This window comes from Streptococcus zalophi (assembly GCF_016481285.1).
Classification (GTDB): Bacteria; Bacillota; Bacilli; order Lactobacillales; family Streptococcaceae; genus Streptococcus; species Streptococcus zalophi.
In genome coordinates this window covers 17,805-44,432 of sequence record NZ_JAENBP010000004.1, presented here as the reverse complement: position 1 = coordinate 44,432, position 26,628 = coordinate 17,805, and the positions used below count along the sequence as shown (strand labels likewise).

Below are 26,628 nucleotides of genomic sequence, written 5' to 3'. Positions count from 1 at the left end.
ACCCATATCCTACGTTCCCAAATCATTTCACTCCCGACAAACTATTGATTTTAATGGATGACTATCTTGATATTAAGAAAAACTCTTTATTCCTTTCCATCATTTCTAAATCAATTTAGAAATAACGAGATAGTCACTATCTGGTGTGTTCTCTTTTTTAGACGTTTTAAAACAATAAAAATAGTATGTGGAAACTTTTCTACATACTATAAACTATATTAGTAAAATCAGTTGGGTAAACGATATCGTTTACCCAACTGAGCCTTCCATCTCGTAACTAATCAAGCGATTGAGTTCAACGGCATACTCCATTGGTAGTTCTTTGGTAAAGGGTTCGACAAACCCCATGACAATCATTTCAGTAGCTTCACTTTCTGTTAAGCCGCGGCTCATAAGATAATAAAGTTGTTCTTCTGAGATTTTAGAAACTTTAGCTTCATGTTCTAAGGCTACCTGAGAGTTATGAATCTCGTTAAAAGGAATAGTATCTGATTTTGATAAATCATCCATAATAATCGTATCACATTCAATATGACTGACTGATTTTTTGGAATTTTTAGCAAATGTCACTTGTCCACGATAATTAACCTCGCCACCACCTTTTGCAATCGATTTGGAAACGATGGATGAACTAGTGTGGGGCGCATTATGAATCATTTTAGCACCTGTATCTTGGTTTTGTCCTTTATTTGCAAAAGCGATAGATAACATGGTGCCACGCGCACCTGGACCATCTAAATAAACAGATGGGTACTTCATGGTTGTTTTTGCTCCAAGATTGCCATCAATCCACTCAACTGTTGCATCTTTTAAAGCGCGAGCACGTTTGGTTACTAGATTATAGACGTTATCAGACCAGTTTTGAATAGTAGTATAACGCATATAAGCACCATCTAAAGCAAAGATTTCGACAATAGCAGCATGGAGGCTGTTGCTTGAATAGGTTGGCGCTGTACACCCTTCAACATAGTGAACACTTGCTCCCTCATCAACAATAATAAGGGTTCTCTCAAATTGTCCAGTATTTTCGTTGTTGATTCTAAAATAAGTTTGTAGGGGAATATCTACCTTAACTCCTTTTGGAACATAGATAAAAGTTCCGCCTGACCAAACAGCAGAATTAAGCGCTGCTAGTTTATTATCTGTTGGTGGGACTAGTTTTGCAAAGTATTGTTTGAATAAATCAGGGTACTCTTTTAAAGCGGAATCAGTATCTGTAAAGATAATGCCTAATTTTTCAAATTCATCTTTCATATTATGGTAAACCACTTCTGATTCATATTGAGCCGATGCTCCTGCTAAAAAAGCACGTTCTGCTTCTGGAATACCAATTCTCTCGAAAGTTTCTTTGATTTTTTCTGGCACATCATCCCATGACCTAGCTGGTCGATCCGAAGCTTTTTGATAGTAGATAATGTTATTAAAGTCAATATCTGATAAGTCTGGTCCCCATTCTTGCATAGGCATTTTATTAAAGGTTCTTAAAGATTTTAAACGAAACTCTAACATCCACTCAGGCTCATCTTTTGCTTTTGACAACTGTCTAACAACCTCTTCGCTAAGACCTTTTCCCGTTGAAAAAATTGGAGTGACATCATCATGAAAGCCAAACTGATAGTCTCCCAAATCGATTGGTTTTGGTTCTATTTTTTCATTTTTTTCAGGCATATTCATTTTCTCCTAATTGTTTTCCTTCTTCGTTTGGTTATCTGTGACAGCCTTTTTTAAAGCATGCCAAGAAAGTGTCGCACACTTAATTCGTTGTGGGAATTTTGAAACTCCTGAAAGAAACGACGCATCTCCCAATTGTTCTTCTTTATCACTTTTTTTCCCTTGTACCATTTCAGAAAAAACATCTGCCAAAGCCAAAGCTTCTTCTTTGGTTTTTCCAATCATTACATCTGTCATCATACTAGCTGATGCTGTTGAAATAGAACACCCATGACCAGAAAAAGCAATATCAGAAATGTTATCACCTTCAAATTGGACATAAAGATTGACAACATCACCACAAGTAGGGTTACTAAGCGTCACACTATCAACCCCTGTTAAGTCGCCATGATGGTGTGGTGTTTTTGAGTGTTCTGAAACCACTGCCATATATAAATTATCTAATTTAGAAAGAGCCATTAAAATACTCCTTTGTTTTCTTTATTGCATCAATTAAACGATCACAATCTTCTTTTGTATTGTAAAGGTAGAAACTTGCTCTTACTGTTGAAGAGACACCTAAATGATTAAGAAGTGGCTGAGCACAATGATGTCCTGCTCTGACAGCAATCCCCTCATAATCCAAAGCTGTTGCCACATCATGTGGATGAAGGCCTTCAATATTAAAAGCAATGACACTGCTTCTGTCTTCAATTGATTTGGGGCCGTAAACGGTGATTCCTGGAATCTCTTGTATTTTTGGAAGGACATAGCTCATCAATTCTTTTTCGTGTTGGTGAATGTTCTCCATTCCTATCTCTTTAAGATAATCGATAGCGACACCAAGAGTAATGGCTCCAGAAATATTTGGCGTTCCTGCTTCCAACTTCCAAGGCAATTCTTTCCAAGTGGCATTTTGTTCATAGACAAAATCAATCATCTCACCACCAAACTCAATGGGCGACAGTTGATTTAACAGTTCTTCTTTACCATATAAAACACCAATACCGGTTGGTGCTAACATTTTGTGACCTGAAAAAGCCAGAAAATCACAATCTAAGTCTTGCACATCAACTGGTATGTGTGGTACTGATTGCGCACCATCAACAACAAGATAAGCACCATTTTTATGAGCTATTTCTGCAATTTCTTTAATCGGACTAACATAGCCTAAAACATTGGAAACATGGGCAAGACTTACGAATTTTGTCTTATTTGTGATGATTTTTTCTAATTGGTCCATATCAAGACTACCATCTTTCAAGTAGACATATTTTAAAACAGCTCCTGTTTTTTGACAAGCTTGCTGCCAAGGAATGAGGTTTGAATGATGTTCCATAATTGAAATCACCACTTCATCACCAGGATGCAACACCTCACGAGCAAATTGAGCTACCCAATTAAGGCTAGTTGTTGTGCCTCTGGTAAAAATAATTTCTTTTTCACTAGTGGCATTGATAAACTGGGCCACTTTTTTTCTAGCAGCTTCAAACTCTCGTGTCGCTTTTTCTGCTAAAGTATGGACTCCTCGATGAACATTAGCGTTACTAGTGTGATAAAAATGTTGCAAACTCTCTAAGACCTTCTCAGGCTTTTGAGTAGTGGCAGCATTATCTAAATAAACTAGAGGTTCATCATTAACGGTTTGATTTAAAATCTTAAAGTCTTGACGAAGTTTATAACTATCTAATTTCTTCATATTATCATCTTTTTTCAAGTTTTTTATCTAAAACGACAATTATTTCATCGCGAACTTCTTTGACAGGAATTTCTGAAATCACACTGCCCAAAAAGCCACGAATCACTAATCGTTCTGCTGTTTCTTGATCAAGTCCACGACTCATTAAGTAATACATGTCATCAGGATCAACTTGACCAATGGAGGCGGCATGCCCTGCAGTCACTTCATTTTCATCAATCAACAAGATCGGATTAGCATCACTTCTTGCTTGATCAGACAGCATTAAGACACGACTTTCTTGCTGAGCATCTGCTCCTTTTGCACCTTTTATAATATGACCAATACCATTAAAGGTTAGGGTTCCTCTTTCAAGAATAACACCATGTTGAAGGATATGTCCGACAGAATTTTTACCATAATTGGTAACTCGAGTATCAATCCCTTGAATTTGTCGTCCACTTGATGCTGCAACGACTTTTAGGTTGGCATGACTACCGTCACCTAAAAGATCGGAATCAAAATCAGCAATGACATTTCCTTCATTCATGACACCTATCGCCCAATCAATGGTTGCATTGTTTTTATGATGTCCGCGACGGGTGATATAGGTTGTTACATGATCTCCTAAACGGTCAATAGCTGAAAATTTAACCTGACTACCTTCTTTAGCAATGACTTCCACACTAATATTAGCAGTTGTTTTGATATTGCCATCTCCTATTGTTTCAAAACGTTCTAAATAGGTGACACGGCTATTTTTACCTACCACAATAAGAACATGTTTATTGAATGGGACATCAGATTCTGAATCCTGTAGGAAAACAGCTTCAATAGGAAGATCAATCTCAACATTATCAGGAATGTACAAAATAGCACCACTGTTAAAATAAGCATGATGATAAGCAGCTAATTGATCTTCATCAAATGATAAAGCTCTACCAAAATAATCTTTAATAAGGTTGGGATTTTCTTCAAGAGCTGTTTCAAAATCAGTAAAAACAACACCTTTATCGATTAAATCCATGGGTAATTGTTCTAAAACTGTTTGGGTACCCACTTGAACCAATTTCGGATGATTATCTATCGCCATAAAATCAACGACATTGGGTTTTGTATCACTTTCAGTAATAGTCCCGTCACCAAGCGACCATCTTTGAAACTTAACACGTTCAATCTGTGGTAAGGGCAGTTCAGATATTTTTTTAAATGCTGATAATCGGTGGTCTAAAAGCCATTTGGGTTCTGCCTTACTTTGTGAGAAATCTATTATTCTCTCTTTTGTCATTTTTTACTCCTTTGCTCCATATCGGCAACAATGACTCTAAACTTCTTCTTTATAATCAATGCCTAATTCTTCTGCAATAGTAGAATAGCCTTCTTTTTCTAGACGATCTGCTAATTCTGGGCCACCCGATAAGACAACACGACCATCCATCATCACATGAACAACATCCGGACGAATATAATTTAATAAACGTTGGTAGTGAGTGATAATCATGGCACCAAAACCTTCTCCACGCATTTCATTAACACCTTTAGAGACAACGCGAAGAGCATCAATGTCAAGACCTGAGTCAACTTCATCTAAAAGAGCAAAGCGTGGTTCTAACATGAGGAGTTGTAAAATTTCATTGCGTTTTTTCTCACCACCTGAAAAACCTTCGTTAAGGTAGCGCTCGGCCATTTCTTCTTTCATGCCTAAGAGTTCCATTTTTTGATCGAGTTTGGTGATAAAATCACGGACAGATATTTTATCCTTATCTTCTTTACCTGCATTCATTGCAGCACGCATGAATTCAGCATTAGTGATTCCTGGGATTTCACTTGGATACTGCATCGCAAGAAATAAGCCCAATCTTGCTCTTTCATCAACTTCTAATTCAAGAATATTTTCACCATCAAGAAGAACTTCTCCTTCAGTGACCTCATAATTTGGATTTCCCATAATGGCTGCAGAAAGTGTTGACTTTCCTGTCCCATTTGGACCCATAATCGCAGCAATTTCTCCTGTTTTTAGAACAAGGTTAACGCCTTTTAAAATCTCTTTATCTTCAATTGATACGTGAAGATTTTTTATTTCAAGTACTGACATAACACACTCCTTTTATCTAGTCCTTACATTATAACAAAAAAAGCCCTTAAGGGCTTTTTTCTTGTTTGCAAGCTAGTCATCATTTTTTTTAATCTTATCTATAAAAGATCTTCTTCGATCAGAATTACCAATAAAAGATAAGATTTTAAAAAGTGGTGTTCGTCCTTTTCCCCAAATTTCAATACTTTCAATAAAAATTTCTAGTGCAAAAAGAACACCTATCATTAATAAAACACCACCAATTCGGCTAGAAACATTTAGTAGCAAAGAAACCAAAGAGAAGAATAAAGCAATGCCATAAACAACTAAGACTGCTCCTCTATGGGTAAAGCCCATCGCTAGTAATCGATGATGAAGATGCATATTGTCTGCCTCATAAAATTTTTGACCAGACAAGGTTCTACGAATAATAGCCACAAAGGTATCGATGATTGGAACACCTAAAATAATAATCGGTGTAACAACGGCTACAGCTGTCGCGTTTTTTAATCCTTGTAAGGATAAAACGGCAATCATAAAGCCGATAAATAAAGCACCCGTATCTCCCAGATAAATAATAGCTGGGTGATAATTATAAGGGAAAAATCCAGCAATAGCTGCAATTAAAACAAAAATAGTCAGGGTTAAGAAAATATCTCGATCAAATAAAAAGAAATAGGAGATTAGACCCATCGTTGTTAAACTAATAATGGAAACGCCACTCACTAAACCATCTAAGCCATCAATGAGATTAACAGCATTGGTAATAGCTGTTATCCATAAAATGGTTAAAAAGAAAGTGATAAGTGGATTAAATTCCAACATTGGTCCACCAAAGGGGATTTTGAAACTATCAAACTTAAAGTCAGTGAACTGCCAAACAATTATGGCAGCAAGAAGAATACCAAGCATTTTTTTCTTAGCACTAATTTCAAAAATATCATCGATAAAACCCGTTACTGCAACCACAAGTCCACCAATAACAACGGGCAACATATAGTCGAAATAAGATTGGCTACCGATGATTAATTTTGTAATCATTGGCATAAAAACAAGCGAACTAAGTAAAAATGAAACAACAATCGCTAAACCACCTGAACTGGGCATGGTTACCTTGTTAATGCGCCGTTCATTTGGCTTATCAACAGCACCTACTCGAAAAGCTAAAAAACGAACGAGGGGTGTTGCAATCAAAGAAATTAGAAATGTTCCGATAAGCACCAAAACATATTCAAGTTTAAAGGGTGTCATATCACTGTACCTCTATCGATTGCAACTCTTCAATAGCATTACTAGTTAATAAGATACCGTGTTCTTGTAAATAAGCACGCGTTTTTGTACTTGTTTTAGCATGTTCAATCATACGGGCATAAATCACATTCGTATAGTAATCTGGTCGTCCGACATTTTTTATCAGAATGGTGAGGTGATAGGTATCATTTTCTTTAAATAGTTCTGAAGCCTCAATCTCATAATCAGCGGTACGAGAAAATAGAACAACATCTTTTAAATTGTCAAAATCCAAGACATAATGTGTGTAATCAGGAATCGTTTGAGTCTTTTCTTGTGCTTGTTCGTCACGTTCTTCTTCTTCTTTTAATTTATCGAGAGCTTCTTTATCACCTTTTTCACGCATTGTCGTTTCTAAATTTTTAAAAAACTCTTCTGGTGACATTTTTGCGATGTCTTCTAATTCAGCTAATTCTTCAAGGCTAAGGTCTTTACTAATCTCTGATTTTGTCACAAAGACATCAATACGATCTTGTCTTGGTGTGACGCGAAAACTAAGCATCCCGCTATCTTTAAAATTATCTGGTAAATCTAATTCGTCCATAACAGCATAGAAAAATTCTTCTGTTTTTTCTTGAGGGATCAAGAAGTCTTTTAATTCCATCCCTCTTTCTTCTAAATCATCCATACTAATCGTTATCTTTAATGTTGTATCACTAATTTGTTTCATTTCCATTGTTTTCACCTCGCACATGTAATCAGGTCTATTATACTAGAAAAAAAGATTATTTACAATTTAGATAGTCGTTTTACAGTTTTAAAAAAAGAGAAAGTTACTTTCTCTTTTTTTGATTTTCTAATAAAGATTACAAAAATAAAACTTTAATACCGGCATAGAGCAATAATAGTAAGCCCAAAACGATTCGATATTTCCCAAAAACCGTAAAATCATTCTTTTTAACATAATCGGTTAAAAAGCGAATGGCATACATACTTACAACAAAAGCTGTCAGCATGGCAATGGCTAAAATAGCAAACTGGCCTAAAGTCAAACTATCTCCACCAAGAATAAATTTTAACACTTTAATAAAACTTGCACCAAACATGACTGGTATCCCTAGGAAAAAGGTAAATTCAGTTGCAACCACACGGCTTGTTCCCAGCAACATCCCCCCGATAATGGTAATGCCAGAACGACTGGTACCTGGTACAAGGCTAAGTACCTGAAAAAGACCAATGAATAAGGCTGTTTTATAAGACATTCTTGCTAATGACGTCACACTTGGTTGAAGACTCTCGTTTTTATGCTTTTGTTCAATCCATAAAAAGACGAATCCGTAGAAAATCAACATCAAAGCCACAGTGACAAAATTGTGCAGATGTTCTTCCATCCAATCATCAAGAGGTAAACCAATAATGATTGCTGGTAAAACAGCTATAACAACTTTTGCCCATAATTGCCATGTTATTCTGATTTCTCTAGCTGTTTTTCCTTTTTGGAAAGGATTTAAGCGATTAAAATAAATAACAACAACAGCTAAGATGGCTCCCAGTTGAATAACAACGTTAAACATACTAATGAAAGCTTGGTTTTGATTTTTAAAATTAAGAAATTCTTGCACCAAAATAAGATGACCTGTGCTAGAAATGGGTAACCATTCTGTCACCCCTTCAACAATTCCTAAAATAATGGCTTTGATTAAATCTATGATAAACATGCTAACTCCTTTGATGATTTGTTTTAAATGATTTTAACATTAGAAGGCACCGCCTCCGCCTCCGCCTCCGCCACCAGAGAAACCGCCACCACTGGTCCCACCCGATGAGACAGAAAAATGTGAAGCATTTACTGCGTGATGATTTGATGATATGATGGCTTTTGTCTGCTGGCTGAGTTGTGGTGAGATAAAAAGATAAGATTGATACAAACTGTCATTTACGAGATTTGGATGAGTCATGATGAGGTGTTTTTCAACCTTTTTGGCAAAACCAAGTAAAGTGGCATAAACCAAAATACGATTCCAGACAACAACTCCTTCAATCTCGACTTGATCAAATTTTTGAATATCACGAAGCATATTGGTAAAACTAATCCACTTTTGAACTTCATCATATCCATTAGCTTCTAAAAAACCAAATTCTGACATGGTATTTTTACGAATAGAAAAATAACTGATAAGAATGATTTCCATACCAATCACTCCAAGATAAATCAATGAATAAGACGAAATAATAACACCGACAATAACTAGCATTACTATAGCTAAAATGGATATGAGTAATCCAAAAACAAGCATTGCTAAAGACCATCTATAATAGTTTAAGTCGCTTGGTAAAAATGCTCTTCGAATTTTTTCCAGTGGTCCATTTTCGATGTCTTGTAGGACTAATTGATCAATTTTATCTAGTTTTGATTCTAATCTTTTGTTAAAGTTTTCTCCCAAATGATTAACTTTTTGCTCTAACTGTTTTCCGTGATAACGTTTCTTTAATGATTCTATCTGATTATCATTAAAAAGATAGGTAGAAAAGAGTTGATTGATGGCTATTTTATTTTTTTCGCCAAAGGCAAACTCTAGCAGTTCTTTTTCAAAAGCAGTTGTTTTTTCATCTGAAACAATACTCAGTTCCTTATCATTTGACAATGATAATATCTGACGGTCGATGAGGTCTAAAATACTAGCTTTTAAGAGAGTCTCAAAAGTAATTGTTCCTAAATAAGAGGAGGATCGTTTTAAGCCTGATCTCAATGTTTTGGCATAAATATATTTTGCAACCACTAAAGGTGGTAAATCATCAGGAAGATTAAAAAGGTGACTGTTTTTATTAAAATGCTGGTGTTTTTCAACATGTTTTTTAAATAAAAGAAAGAAGAGAATTGCTAAAATGACAGTTGAAACAATGATAATGGGAATAAGTTTATCAAGTAAGAACAAAAGAATCTGCTGTTTTAAAGCAATATCCTCTTCAAGGCGTTTAAAGTCGTCTTTTCTTTTGGTTGAAAGCATAAAAGGAGTTGAAACAATCTCATTATCCCAGTATCCGTGTAATTCCAGTTGTCCTGAAACATTGATAGCTTCTAAATGATAGTCTTCATCTTTTAAGGTGATATTAGGCTGTTTTTTAACATAACCCGTGTGCCCAAAAAGCTTTGTATCTTTGGAAGTTAAATCTGTTTTAATAGTAAAATCAACTCTTTGTAATGTCCTATCCCAATCACTTATTGGTAGCCAGTTAAGTTCAGCAATGTCTTGATGGACAAAAAGAATCTCTTTTAACTGCCAAATAACGACAACGGAAACCTTATCACCCTTTTTTCCTTTGTTATATATCTTTAAACTATAGCCATCAGCTAAATCAGTCATTTCATGTTTTGATTCAACCAAACTTCCATTTCGATAGACGGTAACAACAGGTGTCGACTCAATCAAAAAACCTTCCGGCATTTTGCCTGCTTTTCCTAGAGTGACTATCTGACCATTATATGAACTATCAAAGTCATAGTCGATGATTTGCTTGAAATCTGCGGAGTTATCTGCATGAATAATCAATTCCCCTGAATATTGAGGAATAGTATAAGAAACATCTGCATCAACAGATTCACCAAATACAAAAAGGAGAAACGCTAATATAAGCCAAATAATCTTTTTCATTAGAAACCTCAGAAATATTATTCCTATTTATTTTACCACAAAACCCTAAAAATCGTATTTATCAATCAAGTCAATTGTCAAACATCTCTATTTAAGATAGAATGGAAGGCAATATACTTACAGGAGGTTAATATGAAAAAGATATTATTTACCATTTTGGCAGCAGTCACTTTTTTATTTGCTGGCGCAACTAGTATCCAAGCTGATGATACAGATAACTATTTACGCGTTGGCATGGAAGCTGCTTATGCTCCTTTCAACTGGACACAAGAAACCAATAAAAATGGGGCTGTTCCTATTGAGGGCTCTTCTCAATTTGCTAATGGTTATGATGTTCACGTTGCTCAAAAAATTGCTGATAAGCTTGGTAAAAAATTAATTGTTGTCAAAACCTCCTGGAGTGGTCTTATTCCTGCCCTAACCTCTGGTAAGATTGATATGATTGTCGCTGGGATGAGTCCTACCGAGGAAAGAAGATTAGAGATTGATTTTTCAAACAGTTACTACACTAGTAAACCAATTTTAGTGGTTAAAAAAGATAATCCCTATGCAGATAGCAGTACGTTACCTGAGTTTTCAGAGGCTAAAATAACCTCACAACAAGGGGTTTATCTTTATGATCTTATTGATCAAATTCCGAATGTTTCAAAACAGACCGCTATGGCTGATTTTGGACAAATGAGACAAGCTCTAAAGTCTGGTGTCATTGATGCTTATGTGTCTGAACGTCCTGACGGTATTTCAGCTGAAATGGCTGATTCTGAATTTCAAATGATTGAACTAAGTGATGGGTTTAAGGTTAGTGAGTCAGATGTCGCCTTAGCGATTGGTCTTCGAAAAGATGATCCGATTATGGATCAGGTCAATAGTGTTTTAGAAGATTTCTCTATAGAACAACAAATTGCTTTGATGGATGAGATTATCGCACTTCAGCCTATCCAAGAAGAAAGTACTGAGAAACCTCATTTTATTAGTCAAGTTCTTGCCATTGTTCAAAACAACTGGAAACAACTTCTAAGAGGGACTTGGATGACTTTATTTATTTCCATTTTGGGAACAATTTTAGGAACAAGTATCGGACTCTTGATTGGTGTTTATAAAACTGCACCAAAATCAAGCCATAAAGGACTTTTAGTTTTACAAAAAGCATTTAATGCACTGATTAATATCTATATTGAAGTTTTTCGCGGAACACCAATGATTGTACAATCCATGGTTATCTACTACGGGACTGCCCAAGCCTTTGGCTTATCAATTGACCGCACACTAGCAGCTATTTTCATTGTTTCTATTAATACCGGTGCTTATATGAGTGAAATTGTTCGTGGTGGTATTTTTTCCATTGATAAGGGGCAATTTGAAGCTGCAACTGCACTTGGGATGACTCATGGGCAAACCATGAGAAAAATCATTCTTCCTCAGGTCATGCGAAATATTTTACCAGCAACAGGAAACGAATTTGTCATTAATATTAAAGACACTTCCGTTTTAAATGTTATTTCAGTGGTTGAACTCTATTTTTCAGGAAATACTGTGGCTACTCAGACCTATCAGTACTTCCAAACCTTTACGGTGATAGCGATTATCTACTTTGTTCTTACTTTTACGGTGACAAGAATTCTGCGTTATATTGAAAAACGTCTTGATACCGATCACTACACAACGGGCGCTAATCAAATGCAATTGGAGGTGACAACTCATGACTGATACTATACTTGACATTAAACATCTTAAAAAATCTTACGGGCAAAATCAGGTCTTAAAAGACATTTCCTTAACGATTAAAAAGGGACAAGTCATCTCGATTATCGGTAGTTCAGGATCTGGAAAATCGACTCTTCTTAGATCGATTAATCTCCTTGAAATACCTACTGAAGGGGAAATTCTCTATCATGGGAAAAATGTTCTTGAAAAAGGATTTGATTTAACCACTTATCGTGAAAAGTTGGGGATGGTTTTTCAATCCTTCAACTTATTTAACAATCTTAACGTTTTAGAAAATGTCATGGTTGCTCAAACAACGGTTTTAAAAAGAGATAAAAGTGAAGCCGAAAAAATTGCCAAAACTAATCTCAACCAAGTTGGAATGACAGAACAATATTGGCTCGCTAAACCAAAACAATTATCTGGTGGTCAAAAACAAAGAGTTGCTATTGCAAGAGCCCTTGCGCTTGATCCTGAAGCTATCCTTTTTGATGAACCAACATCGGCTCTTGACCCTGAGATGGTTGGTGAAGTTTTAAAAACCATGCAAGATTTAGCTAAGTTAGGTTTAACGATGATTATTGTAACGCATGAAATGGATTTTGCTCGTGACGTTTCTGATCTTGTAATCTTTATGGATAAGGGTGTTATTGCTGAACAAGGAAGTCCCAAAGAAATTTTTGAGACGCCAAAAGAAGAAAGAACAAAAGAATTTTTAAAACGCTTTTTGAAATAAAAACGACGAAAAAGACCACTCATTTGAGTGGTCTTTTTCCCCTATTGAAAAGGGGAGATTAGTTATGGTTTTTCACTTTTAAGGCTGATAACACTTGTGTTCTGATATCTTCAACACCATCTGGATTGTTTGGCAAGAAAATCGTTTGATTACCACTTGCTGCAAAGGTATTTAAGGTATCTAAGTATTGGTTGGTCAACAAGATAGACATGATTTGTTCTTCATTTAAGCTGATATTAGCATCTTTTAGTTCTTGGATAGAGTCTGCTAATCCATCAACAATGGCTTTACGTTGTTGCGCAATACCAACACCATGCAAGCGATCTTTTTCTGCCTCAGCTTCTGCTGCGGTAACAATTTTAATCTTGTCAGCATTTGCTAGTTCTTGAGCAGCTACACGTTTACGTTGCGCAGCATTAATTTCATTCATTGATTGCTTAACTTCAGCATCTGGTTCTACTTTAGTAATCAATGTTTTAACAATGATATAACCATAGCTAGACATTTCTTCTGCCACTTGATGTTGAACTTCAAGGGCGATTTCATCTTTTTTCTCAAAAAGTTCATCTAGTGTTAATTTCGGAACAGAGGAACGTAGGGCGTCTTCAATGTAAGATTTAATTTGCTCTTCTGGACGCATGAGTTTATAGTAAGCATCCATAACGTTATTTTCATTAACACGATATTGAGTCGCTATATTTAGAGTAACGAATACATTATCTTGTGTCTTTGTTTCAACAATTAAATCACTTTGAAGCAAGCGTAGTTGAATTCGTGCTGCTAATCGATCAATACCAAACGGCATACGAAGATGAATGCCACTTGATGACGTTTTCAGATACTTACCAAAACGTTCTATAATCACTACCGTCTGTTGTCTAACGACATAGAGGGTACTGATAACAACTGCTAAAATTAATAGCAGAATAAAAATAAACGGTAATAATGTTACGATTAACATAATGATAATCCTCCTTTTCATAAATTATATAGTTTTCTCATACACTTTGCAAGACTTGTATATTAATAATTAAAAAAATAATAATCTCTGACCACTCAGATAGCAAAAAGAATGGCTAAAAACCATCCTTTTATTCTTAATCATTACTTGGAGCTACCACAACATAACGGTTGGGATCATTTCCTTCAGAATAACTATCAACCCCTTCAATTGCTGTAATCGTTTTATGAATAATCTTTCTTTCTGTATTGCTCATCGGGTTCATTTCATATTGTTCACCAGACTCAAGAACGCGTTTAGCAATCTTCTTAGAAAAATCAATTAGGGTTTTGGTTCTATGTTCGACATAATCATGAACATTAACAGTAACTGAGAATGTTTTTGAATAGTGATCATGGAGATAATTTTGCGCTAACAATTGTAATGATTTCAACACTTTACCATGATAACCAATCACTCTACCTGGATCTGGCGTATCAATTTTTAAATTGATTTGACGATTATTATGGGTAATATCAATAGTTGCTTCCAAATCCATTTCATAGATAATTTTAGAAATGTAGTTTGAGACATCTTTGCTCGCTTCCTCAATAGAAATCGCTTCTGTCTCTTTTTTATCATTTTTTTGATTTTCCTCAGCACTCAATACTTCTAAAACGTTGATATGACCCGTTTCTTGTAAAATTGTTTGAGGAGATTTCTTGCTTTCTAGTAATTGTTCCTTAACACTATCGTCAATCCGTTCTCCTTTTTCTTCCAATTCTCTAATAATACTAGTCACTTTTCCAAGTTCCACGGTATCTTCTAAACTAGATTTAACAGGTGCGTTTTGACGATTGATTTCATCAGGAACCCCTCTAACAGCTTTCCTATCAGCTTTATTAATAATGTTTTCACTGATGTTTTCTATTTCAACCTGTGCAGGCTTTCTACCAAATCCTAGAAACCCCTTTTTTTCACGAGATACAACTTTTATGTGGGCTTTTAGTCGCGAAATATTAAGTTCTTTTAGGCCATTTTCGATAGCCTCTTCAACAGTTTTTCCTGTGAATAAAACCATAGTCGTCTCCTTATTTTCTCTTTTTTTGTGCTTTTTTCTTGGCACGTCTTATCTTAGCTTGTTTTTCCTTTTCTTCTCTCTCCATACGTTCATACTCAGCTATTTTCTTGAAAGGATTATTAAAAATTAACGTTTGGAAAACTTGATAAGCATTTGATATCGTCCAGTAAAGGGCTACACCACTTGCCATATTAATACCAATAACTAAAATCATGATTGGCATGATGTACATCATAGCCGTTAAAACACCATTTTTCTCTCTGATACCCTTATTACTCAACCATGTTGATAAGAAGGTGAAAATAGCAGCCAATACCGGCAAAACAAAATAAGGGTCAGGATTGGCGATTTCAAGCCATAAAAAAGTTCCAGTTTTTAAAAAGGCAACTCGAGAAAGGGCTTGATAAAGGGCTAAAAGAAGGGGCATCTGAATAAATAGTGGTAGCAAACTAGAATAAGGATTGACGTTATTGTCCTTATAAAGTTGCTGTGTAGCTTCCGCAAGAAGCATCCGACTATCCGTGTCTTTTCCTGGATATTGTTTTTGTAATTCTTTTAACTTCGGTTGGATTTCCTGCATCTTTTGGCTAGATTTCATTTGCATGTTGTAAACTGGCAAAAGAATCGTTCTAATTACCAAAGTAAAGAGGATAATCCCAATACCCGTGCGTTCATTAAATGATAAAATCTGTATCATTTCTGCAAAGAAATAAACAAACTTATCCCATAAACCGTCTGAATTGGCAGCTATTTCACTAGTTCCACAAGCTGTCAAAACAACAAGAGAAACAATAACTAATAGTGATAACTTAATTTTCTTTTTCAATGGTCAACCTTTCTTTGAATAACATTTAGCTATGCTAAACACATGAATCATATTTTTTTTAATAGCTTGATAGTCAAGATTTTCAACACCTTTACGTGCAATAATCACATAGTCTTTGTGATCAATATCTTGTGATAGTTCCATAAAAGCATGGCGTATTTTTCGTTTAATATTATTTCTTACAACAGCATTACCAAGTTTTTTACTAACTGATAATCCTACTCGATAATGAGGATAATTCTTATCTAAATAATATAAAACAAAATGGCGATTAGCAGCACTTTTGCCGTAATCAAAAATAGCTTTAAAATCTTTATCACTTTTTACACGATGGGTTTTCTTCAAAACACGACTCCAAATATCTAAATTACTATTATTATACCACAAAATAATAACTCTAGTCATCTAGTCATTTGTCTTACCAACGAGATGTCTTGTTTATTAATCTCACAAGACTATATTATACCATGACACTCCTATAAAAACAATGTCACTCCCCTCAATACCTTGGAAACAAACAATTCCTAATTGATTTTCCAAACAAAAAATAATTGTAGATGAAACAAAAGATTTAATTAAATAGAGCAAATGATTAAGAAATCATTTGCTCTATAGTAAAACAATCACAAATATTACTGTTATTAAACCATGAATAACTAAATGAAAAAGGTGAACCTCTTGATAAATCAGCTGACCATTGATTGGTCTGATGATTAAAAAGGCTATTAAGCTGCCGATTATGATATAGTGCAAGTTTATTACAGAAAAAAATCCTAGTAAAAAAATAGAGAAGCTTGCAATCACCAATACAATTGGTATAATATTAAGCAACAAAAGCCATAAAGGCATTTTTTGATAACTTTTTATAATGGCTAAAAGCATTAAGAACAAATAAACTAATGGTAAAACAAGTGATAACATCCTTGTCTCCTTTCTTTTTTACCATTATACAAAGAGGGGCTTAGCCCCTGTCAAGAGGTTTATCATGAAAACAGGAACTGTTGCTAAAAAATATCAAACGACGCGAGATACCTTGCGATTTTATATTGAAAAAGGATTAGTTTCTCCCGAGAAAAAAGAAGCTCACTATGATTGGTCAAAAAAAGATTGTGAAGACCTCGAAAATATTATTGCCTTACGTGATCTTGGTTTTTCAATCAAATCAATTCTTCGAATCAAGTGGTTACACGATACAAAGTGTGGTTCTAAAGAACAATTAGAGGAAAATAAGGCCGTTTTACTTGAAGAGATTGAAAATAGAGAAAAGGAACTTGAGCACGTTAACTATCAAAAAAAACGATTAGAAGATCTCTTAAAACAGGTTGAAAAAAATTTAAAAAATCTATCAGAAAACTGATAGATTTTTTGCTTACAAGGTTTTTAAAATATTGTTAATATGTTCAATCGATTGTTCTCTACCAAGCAAATAAATAGTATTTGGTAGATCAGGACCATGCATTTCTCCTGAGACAGCGATACGAATTGGCATAAAGAGGTTTTTTCCTTTTATACCAGTCTCTTTTTGAACAGCTTTGATTTGTGGGAAGATATTTTCTGGCTTAAAGTCATCATCTGACAAAGCTTCTAACTTTTCTTTAAACTGTTTAAGCACGGTTGGAACGGTATCACCTTGTAAAACTTCTTTTTCAGTTTCTCCCAATTCAGGAAAATCAGAAAAAAATAAATCTGTCAAAGAGACAATTGCATCAATAGAGACCAGTTGCGGTTGATAAAGAGCAATCAAGTCTTTTGATTTCTCATTAAGGCGACCTGCTTTTTCTAAAAATGGTTTCGCTAGCTCATAAATGGTATCGGCTTTGGCATTTTTAATATAGTCGTTACTCATCCAATCCAATTTCTTTTGATCAAAGGCTGCTGGTGATTTACTCAAACGATTTTCATCAAACAGTTTAATTAACTCTTCACGTGAAAAAATTTCTTCTTCACCACCAGGGTTCCAGCCGAGAAGTGCAATAAAGTTAAAGACAGCTTCTGGGAGATAGCCTTTTTGACGGTAGTCTTCAATGAATTGTAGGGTGTTGGTGTCACGTTTTGAGAGTTTTTTGCCTGTCTCACTATTGATGATGAGGGTCATGTGACCAAATTCTGGCGCCTGCCAGCCAAGTGCTTCATAGACCATGAGTTGTTTTGGAGTATTCGCGATATGGTCATCACCACGAATGACATGGCTAATCGCCATTAGGTGATCATCAATAACAACAGCAAAGTTATAAGTTGGGTAGCCATCTTTTTTCTGGATAACCCAGTCCCCACCGATATTTGCCCCTTCAAAACTAATCTCACCTTTAACCATATCTTGCCATTGATAGATGCCTTCTTCATTAACCGCTAGACGAACCGTTGGTACAATCCCTTTAGCAATTCTATCGGCAATATAAGCTTCTTTTTCTTCGTCGTTCATTCCTAGAAATTCATTGATGTAACGAGGTGTTTCACCGGCTGCTTCTTGGCGTTCACGCTCAGCAGCTAATTCTTCTTCTGTGACATAAGATTTGTAGGCAAGGCCTTTTTCTAGCAATTCATCAATGTATTTTTGATAAATGTCAAGACGTTCTGATTGGCGATATGGCCCATAAGCCGCATTAGGATTGATAGGACTTTCATCCCAGTCAATACCAAGCCATTTTAAATTGTCCAGTTGCGAACGTTCGCCATCTTCCACATGACGTTTACGGTCAGTATCTTCAATACGAATGATAAAGTCTCCACCGTGGTGGCGAGCGTATAAATAGTTAAATAATGCCGTACGAGCATTACCAATATGTAGTAGTCCTGTTGGACTTGGTGCATAGCGCACACGAATCTTGTTAGTCAAAGTCATTCTCCTATCCTATTTCAATCATTTTATTATATCACAAGTCTAATACTTCTTTATCTCACAAATCTAGATTTATTGAAAACGTTGTGCCACTTGTTTTGATCAGTCTTATGATTTGGTTGGAATATAACGTTTTAAAACATTAGCAAAGGTTTCAATATTAAGACTCTGCACATAAATCTCACCAGTACCAGAAAAAGTATTTACAATTCCTTCTCCTGTTCCGATGGATTGTAAAAAGCCATTTTCTAGGTGAATATCATAGTCCAACTCTTGACTCCAAGCCACAACATGAGCGTTGTCGATGGTTATGGTGTCATTGCTTAACGCTATTTTTTTGATGGAACCAAAAGCATTGGCTAAAAGCGTTCCCGCACCTTGTGTGGTCATGACGAAAAAGCCACCTTGTCCTCCCAAAAGAGCACGTCCCACACTTTGACGTTCCATAGTATAAGATGCAGAACCATCAAGTGCTAAAAAGGCACCATCATTTAAACGGTATTGTTTAGCACCAATCTCTAAAGGAATGACTTCACCAGGTGTAGCTGGTGCTAAGGCGAGTTTACCATCGTTTGATTCTGCAACAGCTTCTGTGATAAAAGCTGACTCCCCTGAAACCACTGAACGACCGATGGCTCCCACAAGTTTTCCTAAACCAGAGCCTTTACTGTTTAATCTGGTTTTTAGAACAACATTGGGCGTGTGGTAAATCATTGATCCTTGTTGAATATAGACTTGTTCTCCTTGATCAAGCTTTATTTCAACTAAAGGAAATTGTGACGCTTCGCTAATAGTGTATGACATACGATTATCAATCATGATATTATCCTTTCTTTGTGTCATTAATAATATAAGATATTAGATAGTTTAAACACTCCTTATTTTATTTCTAGCATACGACCCGTATCAACATCGTAGATAGCACCAGAAATCATGACATCGTCTGGAATAAGGGGTGACTCTTTCAAAATGGCAACGTCTTCTCTGACACTCTCTTCAAGATCCTTAAAAGGTAGAAAATCATAATTTGAGACATCAACAGCTAAGTCTTTTTTGAGTTGTTGCTTGAAACTATCGTTAGTAAAGGTCTGGGCACCACAATCTGTGTGATGGAGAACAACAATTTCTCTTGTTCCTAACAATTGCTGAGATATGGTTAGGGAGCGAATCATGTCTGGTGTCACTCGGCCTCCTGCATTTCTCAAAATATGAGCATCACCTAAGGCTAAGCCTAGCGCTTGAGCCACGTGTAAGCGTGAATCCATACAAGTGATAATAGCAACCTTGGTTTTTGGTGGTAAAGGAAGATGGGCAGTTCCGTGGAGATTGACATAAGCTTCGTTTGCCTCCATAAATTTTTTAAAATAAGACATTTGTTCTCCTTTTCATTTCTCTAGGCACATCAAACTGATTTTAATCATAAATCTGACTTTTAGCGACCAAATACTTTTTGTAAGACATCACTTACTGTTGACACGCCAATCACTTCTATATTTTTAGGAATTTCTATACCCGCTAAGGCCGTTTTTGGCACATAAATCTTGGTAAAACCTAATTTACTGGCTTCATTGATACGTTGATCGAGGCGATTGACTCTTCTAATTTCACCAGTTAGGCCGATCTCTCCCACAAAACAGTCTTGAGGGTTGGTTGGTTTGTCTTTATAACTTGAAGCAATAGCAATTGCCACGGCTAAATCAATGGCAGGCTCATCCAATTTGACACCGCCAGCTGATTTGAGATAGGCATCCTGATTTTGTAGAAGCATGCCACAGCGTTTTTCTAAGACTGCCATAATGAGACTTGCTCGGTTAAAATCAAGACCTGTTGTCGTTCGCTTGGCATTCCCAAATACTGTTGGCGTCACGAGGGCTTGCACCTCTGCTAAAATGGGTCTTGTTCCTTCCATTGTCACGACAATAGCTGAACCTGTCGCGCCATCCAATCGCTCCTCTAAAAAGACTTGACTGGGATTTAACACCTCTACTAAACCGACAGACTGCATTTCAAAAATACCAATCTCATTGGTTGAACCAAACCGATTTTTGACAGCTCGTAAGATTCTAAAGGTGTGTTGTCTTTCCCCTTCAAAATAAAGAACTGTATCAACCATGTGTTCCAACAATCTTGGACCAGCTAAGGTGCCCTCTTTGGTGACATGTCCAACAATGAAGGTCGCAATATTGTTGGTTTTAGCAATTTGCATGAGTTCAGCAGTGACTTCTCTCACCTGACTGACTGAGCCTTGCACACTAGAAATTTCTGGGCTCATAATCGTTTGAATGGAATCGATAATGAGAAAATCCGGTTGAATTTTTTCAATTTCTGCACGGATAGATTGCATATTAGTTTCTGCGTAGACATAAAAAGCGTTGTCAATGTCACCCAGACGCTCACTTCTGAGTTTGATTTGTTGAGCAGATTCTTCACCAGAAACGTAAAGGACTGTTCCTTGATGAGCCAGTTGTGTTGATATTTGAAGAAGCAGAGTAGATTTCCCGATACCTGGATCGCCACCAATCAAAATAAGACTTCCTGGCACAAGACCTCCTCCAAGCACACGATTAAATTCAGCCATGTCGGTTTTAATGCGTGAAAAATGGCTTGATGTGACATCTTTTAATTTGATGGGCTGACTTTTTTCACCTGTTAGGGATACGCGTGCATTTTTGACGTCAGTGATTGGTGTTTCTTCAACAAAAGAAGACCACGCTGAACAATTGGGGCAACGCCCGAGGTATTTTGGTGAATTATAGCCACATTCTTGGCAAACATAAACCGTTTTTTTCTTAGCCATAATTAATTTCCTGTACTTCCGAAGCCACCCGTTCTTTGTCCGGTTGCTTCATCATTATCTGCGATTAAAAAAGGGGCAAAAACAGCTTGAACAATCCGTTCACCAACTTCGACCACCACTTCTTTATCAGTGATATTTTTCATCTGAGCAAAAATATGGCCTTCATTAGCAGGATTACCGTAGTAGTCACCATCAATCACACCGACAGAGTTGATGAGAACAAGCCCTTTTTTTCGAGGGTTAGAAGAGCGATCGTAGAGATAAAGCACTTCATTAGCCTGCATATAAGCTTTGACACCTGTTGGGACTAGTTTAATCTCTCCTGGCTCTAAAATAATTCTTTCAGCCGCTTTTAAATCATAACCAGCCGCATGGGTTGTTTCTCTTTTGGGTAATAATGTGTTTTCTGTGTACTTACTAACTAGTTCAAAACCTCTTATTCTCGTCATTTAACCGTCTCCTTTTTTTCTATACCTTATTATAATTTATTCGCAAATGAATTGCAAAATCAAGACTAACCTCCACAAAAAAGAGTCATCTTAAATAGATAACTCTTAATTTTGATTATTATTCAAAGACAAATTGATTGTGATAAAGTTCAGCGTAGAAACCTTTTTCTTTTAGCAATTGATGATGATTGCCCTGCTCGATAACTTGACCGTCTTTTAAGACAATAATGTTGTCAGCATTTAGGATGGTTTTAAGACGATGAGCAATGACAAAACTAGTTCGTCCAGCAATAACAGTTTCCATCGCTTTTTGAATTTTGCTTTCTGTTACCGTATCAACATTTGACGTTGCTTCATCCAAGATGAGGACTTGGGGATCTGTCAACAAGGTTCTCGCGATTGAAATGAGCTGTTTTTGACCCGTTGAAAAAATATTATCACTATCACTCACCATTGTTTGGTATTTATCCGGCAAACTTTCAATGAATTCATGGATATGGGTAGCACGCGCTGCTGTTTCAATCATTTCTTGACTGGCATCTGGCACACCAAAGGCGATATTTTCAGCAATGGTGCCACTGAATAAGACGGATTCCTGTAGCACGATACCGACATTTTGTCTCAGACTATCTAAATCATATTCTCTAATATCTCTACCGTCAAAAGCGATATAACCGCCATCGACATCATAAAACCGATTAAGCAGGTTCATGATGGTAGTCTTACCAGAACCGGTTGGTCCAACAACAGCAATCATCTTCCCTTTAGGTGCTGATATGGTAACATCAGATAAGACTTTTTGTCCTGGAAGATAACCAAAATCCACATGATTAATCGTCACTTCCTCTTTTAACTCGGTAAACTGAGGCGCATTTTGGGGCTTCACTTCTTCAGTCTCATCAAACATTTCTTGAATTCTTGAAGCACCCGTAAAGGCTAACTGTAATTCTGCCCAGCTTGATGAAACTTGCATGATAGGCTGATAGTATTGTTGTGAGTATTGAACAAAAGTCACTAGTAACCCTAAAGCCGCAGCTCTTGTGAGACTCGCATCATTTAAAACAATGGTTGACCCAAGAAAAATGACTGTTGCTGTATTGAACAAACTAAAGCCATTCATCACAGGAAATAGTAAGCCGGCAAACAATCTTCCTTTAAAGGTTGCACGACGAACACGATCATTGAGTTCTGTAAAGCCACTAATAGTATCTTCTTGTAAGCCTTGAACAATAATAGCTTTTTGACCAGAAATTTTTTCATCCATATAAGCATTGAGTTGACTAACCTCTTCTTGCTGGAGATCAGTGTATTTTCTGGCTTTTCTAATAATGATAAATAAAACGATGATAGCAATTGGTGTTGACATCATGGTCACTAAAGCAAGTTTGACATTTTGCGTATACATCATCCAAACCAAACCGATATAAAAGGCAATATTGGACACAACTTGGGTCATGCTTTGATTTAGAGAGTTTTGAATGTTATCCAAATCACTGGTAAAACGCGATAAAATATCACCATCTTTATGTTGATCAAAAAAGGCAATGGTTAACTTTTCTAATTTGCCAAAAAGACCTTTTCTCATACTACTAGTTGAATAGGCAACAATTCTCGTGAAGACTAATGTGTAAATCAAGGTGGAAACCGCTGTAAAAACATAGGTTAAAAAGAGGTACCACATGACGGATAAAAATGGGGCCTTGCTAGGTTCAACAAAGGCTTGACCTGTCGCTTGGCTAACTGCTTTTGCTTCAAAATAATCTTGGGTCCATTGCCCTAGTTCTGTTAAGGATTGCCCTAGAAAAATAGGGGCTTGTACGCGTAAGTAGGTTGAAACAACAATGGCCAAGAAAATAAGAAGAAAGGATAAACGGTATTTTTTAAAATAATACCAGAAAAAACGAGCTGTTTTCATTGATTCTCCTCCTGACCTTTTTGTGTTTCATAAATTTCGCGATAAATAGCATTAGTTGCCACTAACTCTGAGTGAGTCCCTTGACCAATGAGAACACCATTATCTAAAACGAATATCTGATCGGCCTTAATGACTGAACTAATCTTTTGAGCAATCATAATGGTTGTGGTGTCTTTTAATTCATTGTTTAAAGCTTCTTGCACCAATTTTTCTGATTTGGCGTCAAGTGCTGACGTGGAATCATCTAAGATAAGAACTTTTGGATTACCAATCACACCTCTTGCAATACTCATTCTTTGTTTTTGACCACCAGAGAAATTATTCCCTCTTTCTTCAACCATACTCTCATAATGCTCAGGCATCCGATCGATAAATTCTTGCGCTTGAGCAATACTTGCTGCTCTTTCAAGGGCATGATTATCTGCTGAAGGATTTCCTTGTCTTAAATTATCGGCAATGGTTCCACTAAACAAAATCGCTTTTTGTAAAACAATGGATACTGTTTCTCGTAAGTTTTTTTCATTGATTGTTTTAATGTCACGACCACCAATTAAGACACGACCTTTTTCAGGATCAAATAATCTAGCAATCAACTGAGCTAGGGTTGATTTTCCTGAGCCGGTTGCACCCACAATACCAACCATTTGTCCTTTTGAAATGGCAAAGCTGACATTTTTCAAAGTCGGATTAGTGTCTTTTGGATAAGTAAAGGTAACATCTTCAAAGACCACACTACCTGATAAGTCCACATCTTCAACGTCTTCAAATGTCATGGCTGGTTGAGTAGCTAAAATTTCTTTGATACGCTTAATAGACACAAAAGCACGACTGGCCTGCATCCCCATGAAACCTACCATAATAATCGTGAACATGATTTGCATCATATAAGTCATAAAAGTAGCGACACTACCAATGACTTCTGGATCAGTCTCAACAAAGGTGGATACCATATAAATAGCCACAAAAATCGCCATATAAGAAACAAACATAAGGGCTGGTTGCATAATGGAAAAGCCGTAACCGATAAACAAATTCAATTCTAGAAGATCATCTGATTTTTCCTTGAATTTATTGTATTGTGATTCTTCTTGAACGAATGATTTTACCACTCTAGCACCACGAAGGTTTTCTTTTGCAATGCCATTTATCTTGTCCATTAATTTTTGAAATTTACCAAATCTTGGTCCCATTAAACTCATAATGATTCCCATAATGGTTGCAATAATCACAACCATTAATACTAAAATCCACCATAATCTTGGAAGGGTATCTAAAGCAAGAATAAAGGCACCCAAAAACATCAAGGGCATTCTTAAGAGGACTTGAAATATCATCATCATCAAATTTTGAATTTGATTAACGTCGTTAGTCATTCTAACCACTAGATTACCTGCATTGAATGACTCGACATTGGCATAAGAAAATGTCTGGATTTTACGAAAGGTAGCTTCTCTTATATCTGCTGAAACGCCTTGAGCAATCTTGGCTGCCAATATCGTATTAACCACTCCTGATAATAGTCCTAGTAAGGCAATGACCAATAAAATAGTACCAACAGATGTTATTTTATCGTAATCTTCTGTAAGTAAGGCTGTGAGAATAGATTTCATAAACCTAGGTTGTAATAAAGAGTTAGTCACAATTCCTAAAACCATCATAACAGAAGCTAAAGCATACCATTTGTATTTCATAATGGCTTTAAATATCATCTTGTCTCCTTTATATAAAATAAGAGCAGTGAGTATTGGCTCACTGATTGTTTTAGTATTCTTCTTACATTCTATAATAATTATTATTAAAAGTCTAATAAGCAGTATGATTTCAATCTATGCTAACTCTATAAAAAAAGAGAATCTCCTTCTAAGAAAATCCTCTTTTTTTTATAGGTAATGAGTTAAAAAACTTACCAAAGATGAAAGAGATGTTGCATCCCTAAACTCACCATGGTGATGGCAATCCAACAACAAGCTCCTAAAATAATAGCCTGTTTACCCGTTTTTATTAATTTGATTAAGTGTGTATTAAGACCAATTGCTGCCATGGCCATGACAATAAAGAATTTAGATAACTGTTTAAGAGGATTAAAAATGCTTGGATTAATGCCTACTTGTGTCAAAATGGTTGTTAATAAGGACGCTAAAATAAAGTAAATGATAAACATAGGAAAGATTTTACTGATTTTAGGCCCTTGCTGTTTAACTTGACCGTTAGCTTGATTGTTACGCAAACGATAAAACGATAAAAATAAGGTGATTGGAATAATCGCTAATGTTCTTGTTAGTTTAACAACAGTGGCCCCGTCCAAAGTATTTGAACCATGAATCCCATCCCAAGCTGTAGCGGTTGCTGTTACTGAAGAGGTGTCATTAACAGCTGTTCCTGCAAATATGGCAAACCCATCATTTGATAAGCCAATCATTTCACCTAAAGTTGGGAAAATGAGGGCTGCTAAAATATTAAATAGAAAAATCACCGAGATGGCTTGTGCTATATCGTGATCATCTGCTTCTATAACAGGTGCTGTCGCTGCAATAGCAGAGCCTCCACAAATAGATGAGCCAACACCTACCAGGGTAGCTGTGTTAACATCTAGTTTTAAGGCTTTTTGTAACAAAAAGGCAATGACTAAAGAAGTGGTTATCGTAGAAAGAATAATCGGGAGTGAACTTTTTCCAACGGCTAAAACTTGAGATAAATTCAATCCAAATCCCAACAGAATAACAGCCAATTGAAGAATAAATTTGGACGTATATCTGACACCAATTTGGATATTATCAGATGGTTGATATAAGATGTTTAAAATCATCCCGATAAAAATGGCAAAGACTGGAGCACCAACAAGAGGCGCTAACCCTCCTAAAAACGAAGCGACACTAGCCATAACAAGACATAATAAGATACCGGGTATTCTTTTTGAAACGTTATGCAAAATAATCTCCTTAATCCTTATTAAATGAGTCGAAAATAATCTTAACTCTTTACTTAAAAAAGAATAGTTTCATTATAATAAAGTTTTTGGCTATTGTAAACTTACTAAACAACTTCTCCCTTTGAAA

Annotated in this window: 25 protein-coding genes; 3 read left to right on the top strand and 22 right to left on the bottom strand. The window is 36.0% G+C overall.

Annotation, left to right across the window (positions count from 1 at the left end):
* Nucleotides 1-249: 249 nt before the first annotated feature.
* The 9 genes from sufB to JHK64_RS04060 all read right to left on the bottom strand — a co-directional run bounded on the left by sufB (nt 250) and on the right by JHK64_RS04060 (nt 10,285).
* Nucleotides 250-1,668 carry a Fe-S cluster assembly protein SufB gene (gene sufB / locus JHK64_RS04100; protein ID WP_199567737.1) on the bottom strand — a complete coding sequence of 473 codons (1,419 nt, stop codon included), beginning with the start codon at nt 1,666-1,668 and terminating at the stop codon, nt 250-252.
* A 12-nt stretch (nt 1,669-1,680) separates the two neighbouring features.
* A complete protein-coding gene (gene sufU, locus JHK64_RS04095) occupies nt 1,681-2,130 on the bottom strand; it encodes a Fe-S cluster assembly sulfur transfer protein SufU (protein ID WP_199567736.1) in 450 nt (149 codons plus the stop codon).
* Entirely contained in the window at nt 2,117-3,349 is a 1,233-nt protein-coding gene (locus JHK64_RS04090) for a cysteine desulfurase (protein ID WP_199567735.1), read from the bottom strand. The genes sufU and JHK64_RS04090 overlap by 14 nt, the downstream gene beginning before the upstream one ends.
* Nucleotides 3,350-3,353: 4 nt before the next feature.
* A complete protein-coding gene (sufD, locus tag JHK64_RS04085; RefSeq protein ID WP_199567734.1) occupies nt 3,354-4,616 on the bottom strand; it encodes a Fe-S cluster assembly protein SufD in 1,263 nt (420 codons plus the stop codon).
* 36 nt (nt 4,617-4,652) lie between these two features.
* Nucleotides 4,653-5,423, bottom strand: a complete 771-nt coding sequence (sufC, locus tag JHK64_RS04080; protein ID WP_199567733.1) for a Fe-S cluster assembly ATPase SufC — start codon at nt 5,421-5,423, stop codon at nt 4,653-4,655.
* Between the two features lie 72 nt (nt 5,424-5,495).
* Nucleotides 5,496-6,653 carry a glycosyltransferase family 4 protein gene (locus JHK64_RS04075; protein ID WP_199567732.1) on the bottom strand — a complete coding sequence of 386 codons (1,158 nt, stop codon included), beginning with the start codon at nt 6,651-6,653 and terminating at the stop codon, nt 5,496-5,498.
* Between the two features lies 1 nt (nt 6,654).
* Nucleotides 6,655-7,368 carry an adaptor protein MecA gene (gene mecA / locus JHK64_RS04070; protein ID WP_199567731.1) on the bottom strand — a complete coding sequence of 238 codons (714 nt, stop codon included), beginning with the start codon at nt 7,366-7,368 and terminating at the stop codon, nt 6,655-6,657.
* A 130-nt stretch (nt 7,369-7,498) separates the two neighbouring features.
* Nucleotides 7,499-8,350 (bottom strand): undecaprenyl-diphosphate phosphatase, encoded by an 852-nt coding sequence (locus JHK64_RS04065; protein WP_199567730.1) that lies wholly within the window; start codon nt 8,348-8,350, stop codon nt 7,499-7,501.
* Between the two features lie 39 nt (nt 8,351-8,389).
* Entirely contained in the window at nt 8,390-10,285 is a 1,896-nt protein-coding gene (locus JHK64_RS04060; protein ID WP_199567729.1) for a DUF2207 domain-containing protein, read from the bottom strand.
* Between the two features lie 132 nt (nt 10,286-10,417).
* On the opposite strand from JHK64_RS04060, the gene JHK64_RS04055 reads away from it, so the two are divergent.
* Complete coding sequence (locus JHK64_RS04055; protein WP_199567728.1) at nt 10,418-11,992, top strand: ABC transporter substrate-binding protein/permease; 1,575 nt, start codon at nt 10,418-10,420, stop codon at nt 11,990-11,992.
* Nucleotides 11,985-12,725 (top strand): amino acid ABC transporter ATP-binding protein, encoded by a 741-nt coding sequence (locus JHK64_RS04050; protein WP_199567727.1) that lies wholly within the window; start codon nt 11,985-11,987, stop codon nt 12,723-12,725. Before JHK64_RS04055 ends, JHK64_RS04050 begins: the two co-directional genes overlap by 8 nt.
* A 58-nt stretch (nt 12,726-12,783) precedes the next feature.
* On the opposite strand, the gene JHK64_RS04045 is transcribed toward JHK64_RS04050, so the two are convergent.
* The 5 genes from JHK64_RS04045 to JHK64_RS04025 all read right to left on the bottom strand — a co-directional run bounded on the left by JHK64_RS04045 (nt 12,784) and on the right by JHK64_RS04025 (nt 16,493).
* Entirely contained in the window at nt 12,784-13,686 is a 903-nt protein-coding gene (locus JHK64_RS04045) for an SPFH domain-containing protein (protein ID WP_199567726.1), read from the bottom strand.
* Nucleotides 13,687-13,822: 136 nt separating this feature from the next.
* Nucleotides 13,823-14,746 (bottom strand): RNA-binding cell elongation regulator Jag/EloR, encoded by a 924-nt coding sequence (jag, locus tag JHK64_RS04040; protein ID WP_199567725.1) that lies wholly within the window; start codon nt 14,744-14,746, stop codon nt 13,823-13,825.
* 10 nt (nt 14,747-14,756) lie between these two features.
* Complete coding sequence (locus JHK64_RS04035; protein ID WP_199567724.1) at nt 14,757-15,572, bottom strand: YidC/Oxa1 family membrane protein insertase; 816 nt, start codon at nt 15,570-15,572, stop codon at nt 14,757-14,759.
* A gap of 3 nt (nt 15,573-15,575) precedes the next feature.
* Nucleotides 15,576-15,917 (bottom strand): ribonuclease P protein component, encoded by a 342-nt coding sequence (gene rnpA, locus JHK64_RS04030; protein ID WP_199567838.1) that lies wholly within the window; start codon nt 15,915-15,917, stop codon nt 15,576-15,578.
* A gap of 264 nt (nt 15,918-16,181) precedes the next feature.
* Nucleotides 16,182-16,493, bottom strand: coding sequence for a hypothetical protein (locus JHK64_RS04025; RefSeq protein WP_199567723.1), 312 nt, complete (start codon nt 16,491-16,493; stop codon nt 16,182-16,184).
* A 64-nt stretch (nt 16,494-16,557) separates the two neighbouring features.
* On the opposite strand from JHK64_RS04025, the gene JHK64_RS04020 reads away from it, so the two are divergent.
* Nucleotides 16,558-16,929, top strand: a complete 372-nt coding sequence (locus JHK64_RS04020; protein ID WP_199567722.1) for a MerR family transcriptional regulator — start codon at nt 16,558-16,560, stop codon at nt 16,927-16,929.
* A 12-nt stretch (nt 16,930-16,941) separates the two neighbouring features.
* On the opposite strand, the gene gltX is transcribed toward JHK64_RS04020, so the two are convergent.
* From gltX to JHK64_RS03980, 8 genes are all read right to left on the bottom strand, one after another.
* A complete protein-coding gene (gene gltX, locus JHK64_RS04015; RefSeq protein ID WP_199567721.1) occupies nt 16,942-18,408 on the bottom strand; it encodes a glutamate--tRNA ligase in 1,467 nt (488 codons plus the stop codon).
* Nucleotides 18,409-18,519: 111 nt separating this feature from the next.
* The gene (locus JHK64_RS04010) at nt 18,520-19,230 is read right to left on the bottom strand and encodes a TIGR00266 family protein (RefSeq protein WP_199567720.1); all 711 of its coding nucleotides are present in this window, start codon (nt 19,228-19,230) and stop codon (nt 18,520-18,522) included.
* Nucleotides 19,231-19,289: 59 nt separating this feature from the next.
* Nucleotides 19,290-19,784 (bottom strand): beta-class carbonic anhydrase, encoded by a 495-nt coding sequence (locus JHK64_RS04005; protein WP_199567719.1) that lies wholly within the window; start codon nt 19,782-19,784, stop codon nt 19,290-19,292.
* A 59-nt stretch (nt 19,785-19,843) separates the two neighbouring features.
* On the bottom strand, nt 19,844-21,208 hold the full coding sequence (gene radA, locus JHK64_RS04000; protein ID WP_199567718.1) for a DNA repair protein RadA: 1,365 nt from the start codon (nt 21,206-21,208) through the stop codon (nt 19,844-19,846).
* 2 nt (nt 21,209-21,210) lie between these two features.
* The gene (locus JHK64_RS03995) at nt 21,211-21,657 is read right to left on the bottom strand and encodes a dUTP diphosphatase (protein WP_199567717.1); all 447 of its coding nucleotides are present in this window, start codon (nt 21,655-21,657) and stop codon (nt 21,211-21,213) included.
* Nucleotides 21,658-21,775: 118 nt separating this feature from the next.
* On the bottom strand, nt 21,776-23,572 hold the full coding sequence (locus JHK64_RS03990; RefSeq protein ID WP_199567716.1) for an ABC transporter ATP-binding protein: 1,797 nt from the start codon (nt 23,570-23,572) through the stop codon (nt 21,776-21,778).
* Nucleotides 23,569-25,281, bottom strand: coding sequence for an ABC transporter ATP-binding protein (locus JHK64_RS03985; RefSeq protein ID WP_199567715.1), 1,713 nt, complete (start codon nt 25,279-25,281; stop codon nt 23,569-23,571). The genes JHK64_RS03990 and JHK64_RS03985 overlap by 4 nt, the downstream gene beginning before the upstream one ends.
* Nucleotides 25,282-25,475: 194 nt before the next feature.
* Nucleotides 25,476-26,501, bottom strand: a complete 1,026-nt coding sequence (locus JHK64_RS03980; protein WP_199567714.1) for a YeiH family protein — start codon at nt 26,499-26,501, stop codon at nt 25,476-25,478.
* Between the last annotated feature and the right edge of the window lie 127 nt (nt 26,502-26,628).

Bases quoted from the DNA above. Each gene is read 5' to 3' on its own strand.
- sufB (WP_199567737.1), bottom strand. From the start codon at position 1,668: ATGCCTGAAAAAAATGAAAAAATAGAACCAAAACCAATCGATTTGGGA.
- sufU (WP_199567736.1), bottom strand. From the start codon at position 2,130: ATGGCTCTTTCTAAATTAGATAATTTATATATGGCAGTGGTTTCAGAA.
- JHK64_RS04090 (WP_199567735.1), bottom strand. From the start codon at position 3,349: ATGAAGAAATTAGATAGTTATAAACTTCGTCAAGACTTTAAGATTTTA.
- sufD (WP_199567734.1), bottom strand. From the start codon at position 4,616: ATGACAAAAGAGAGAATAATAGATTTCTCACAAAGTAAGGCAGAACCC.
- sufC (WP_199567733.1), bottom strand. From the start codon at position 5,423: ATGTCAGTACTTGAAATAAAAAATCTTCACGTATCAATTGAAGATAAA.
- JHK64_RS04075 (WP_199567732.1), bottom strand. From the start codon at position 6,653: ATGACACCCTTTAAACTTGAATATGTTTTGGTGCTTATCGGAACATTT.
- mecA (WP_199567731.1), bottom strand. From the start codon at position 7,368: ATGGAAATGAAACAAATTAGTGATACAACATTAAAGATAACGATTAGT.
- JHK64_RS04065 (WP_199567730.1), bottom strand. From the start codon at position 8,350: ATGTTTATCATAGATTTAATCAAAGCCATTATTTTAGGAATTGTTGAA.
- JHK64_RS04060 (WP_199567729.1), bottom strand. From the start codon at position 10,285: ATGAAAAAGATTATTTGGCTTATATTAGCGTTTCTCCTTTTTGTATTT.
- JHK64_RS04055 (WP_199567728.1), top strand. From the start codon at position 10,418: ATGAAAAAGATATTATTTACCATTTTGGCAGCAGTCACTTTTTTATTT.
- JHK64_RS04050 (WP_199567727.1), top strand. From the start codon at position 11,985: ATGACTGATACTATACTTGACATTAAACATCTTAAAAAATCTTACGGG.
- JHK64_RS04045 (WP_199567726.1), bottom strand. From the start codon at position 13,686: ATGTTAATCGTAACATTATTACCGTTTATTTTTATTCTGCTATTAATT.
- jag (WP_199567725.1), bottom strand. From the start codon at position 14,746: ATGGTTTTATTCACAGGAAAAACTGTTGAAGAGGCTATCGAAAATGGC.
- JHK64_RS04025 (WP_199567723.1), bottom strand. From the start codon at position 16,493: ATGTTATCACTTGTTTTACCATTAGTTTATTTGTTCTTAATGCTTTTA.
- JHK64_RS04020 (WP_199567722.1), top strand. From the start codon at position 16,558: ATGAAAACAGGAACTGTTGCTAAAAAATATCAAACGACGCGAGATACC.
- JHK64_RS04010 (WP_199567720.1), bottom strand. From the start codon at position 19,230: ATGATTGATAATCGTATGTCATACACTATTAGCGAAGCGTCACAATTT.
- JHK64_RS04005 (WP_199567719.1), bottom strand. From the start codon at position 19,784: ATGTCTTATTTTAAAAAATTTATGGAGGCAAACGAAGCTTATGTCAAT.
- radA (WP_199567718.1), bottom strand. From the start codon at position 21,208: ATGGCTAAGAAAAAAACGGTTTATGTTTGCCAAGAATGTGGCTATAAT.
- JHK64_RS03995 (WP_199567717.1), bottom strand. From the start codon at position 21,657: ATGACGAGAATAAGAGGTTTTGAACTAGTTAGTAAGTACACAGAAAAC.
- JHK64_RS03990 (WP_199567716.1), bottom strand. From the start codon at position 23,572: ATGAAAACAGCTCGTTTTTTCTGGTATTATTTTAAAAAATACCGTTTA.
- JHK64_RS03985 (WP_199567715.1), bottom strand. From the start codon at position 25,281: ATGATATTTAAAGCCATTATGAAATACAAATGGTATGCTTTAGCTTCT.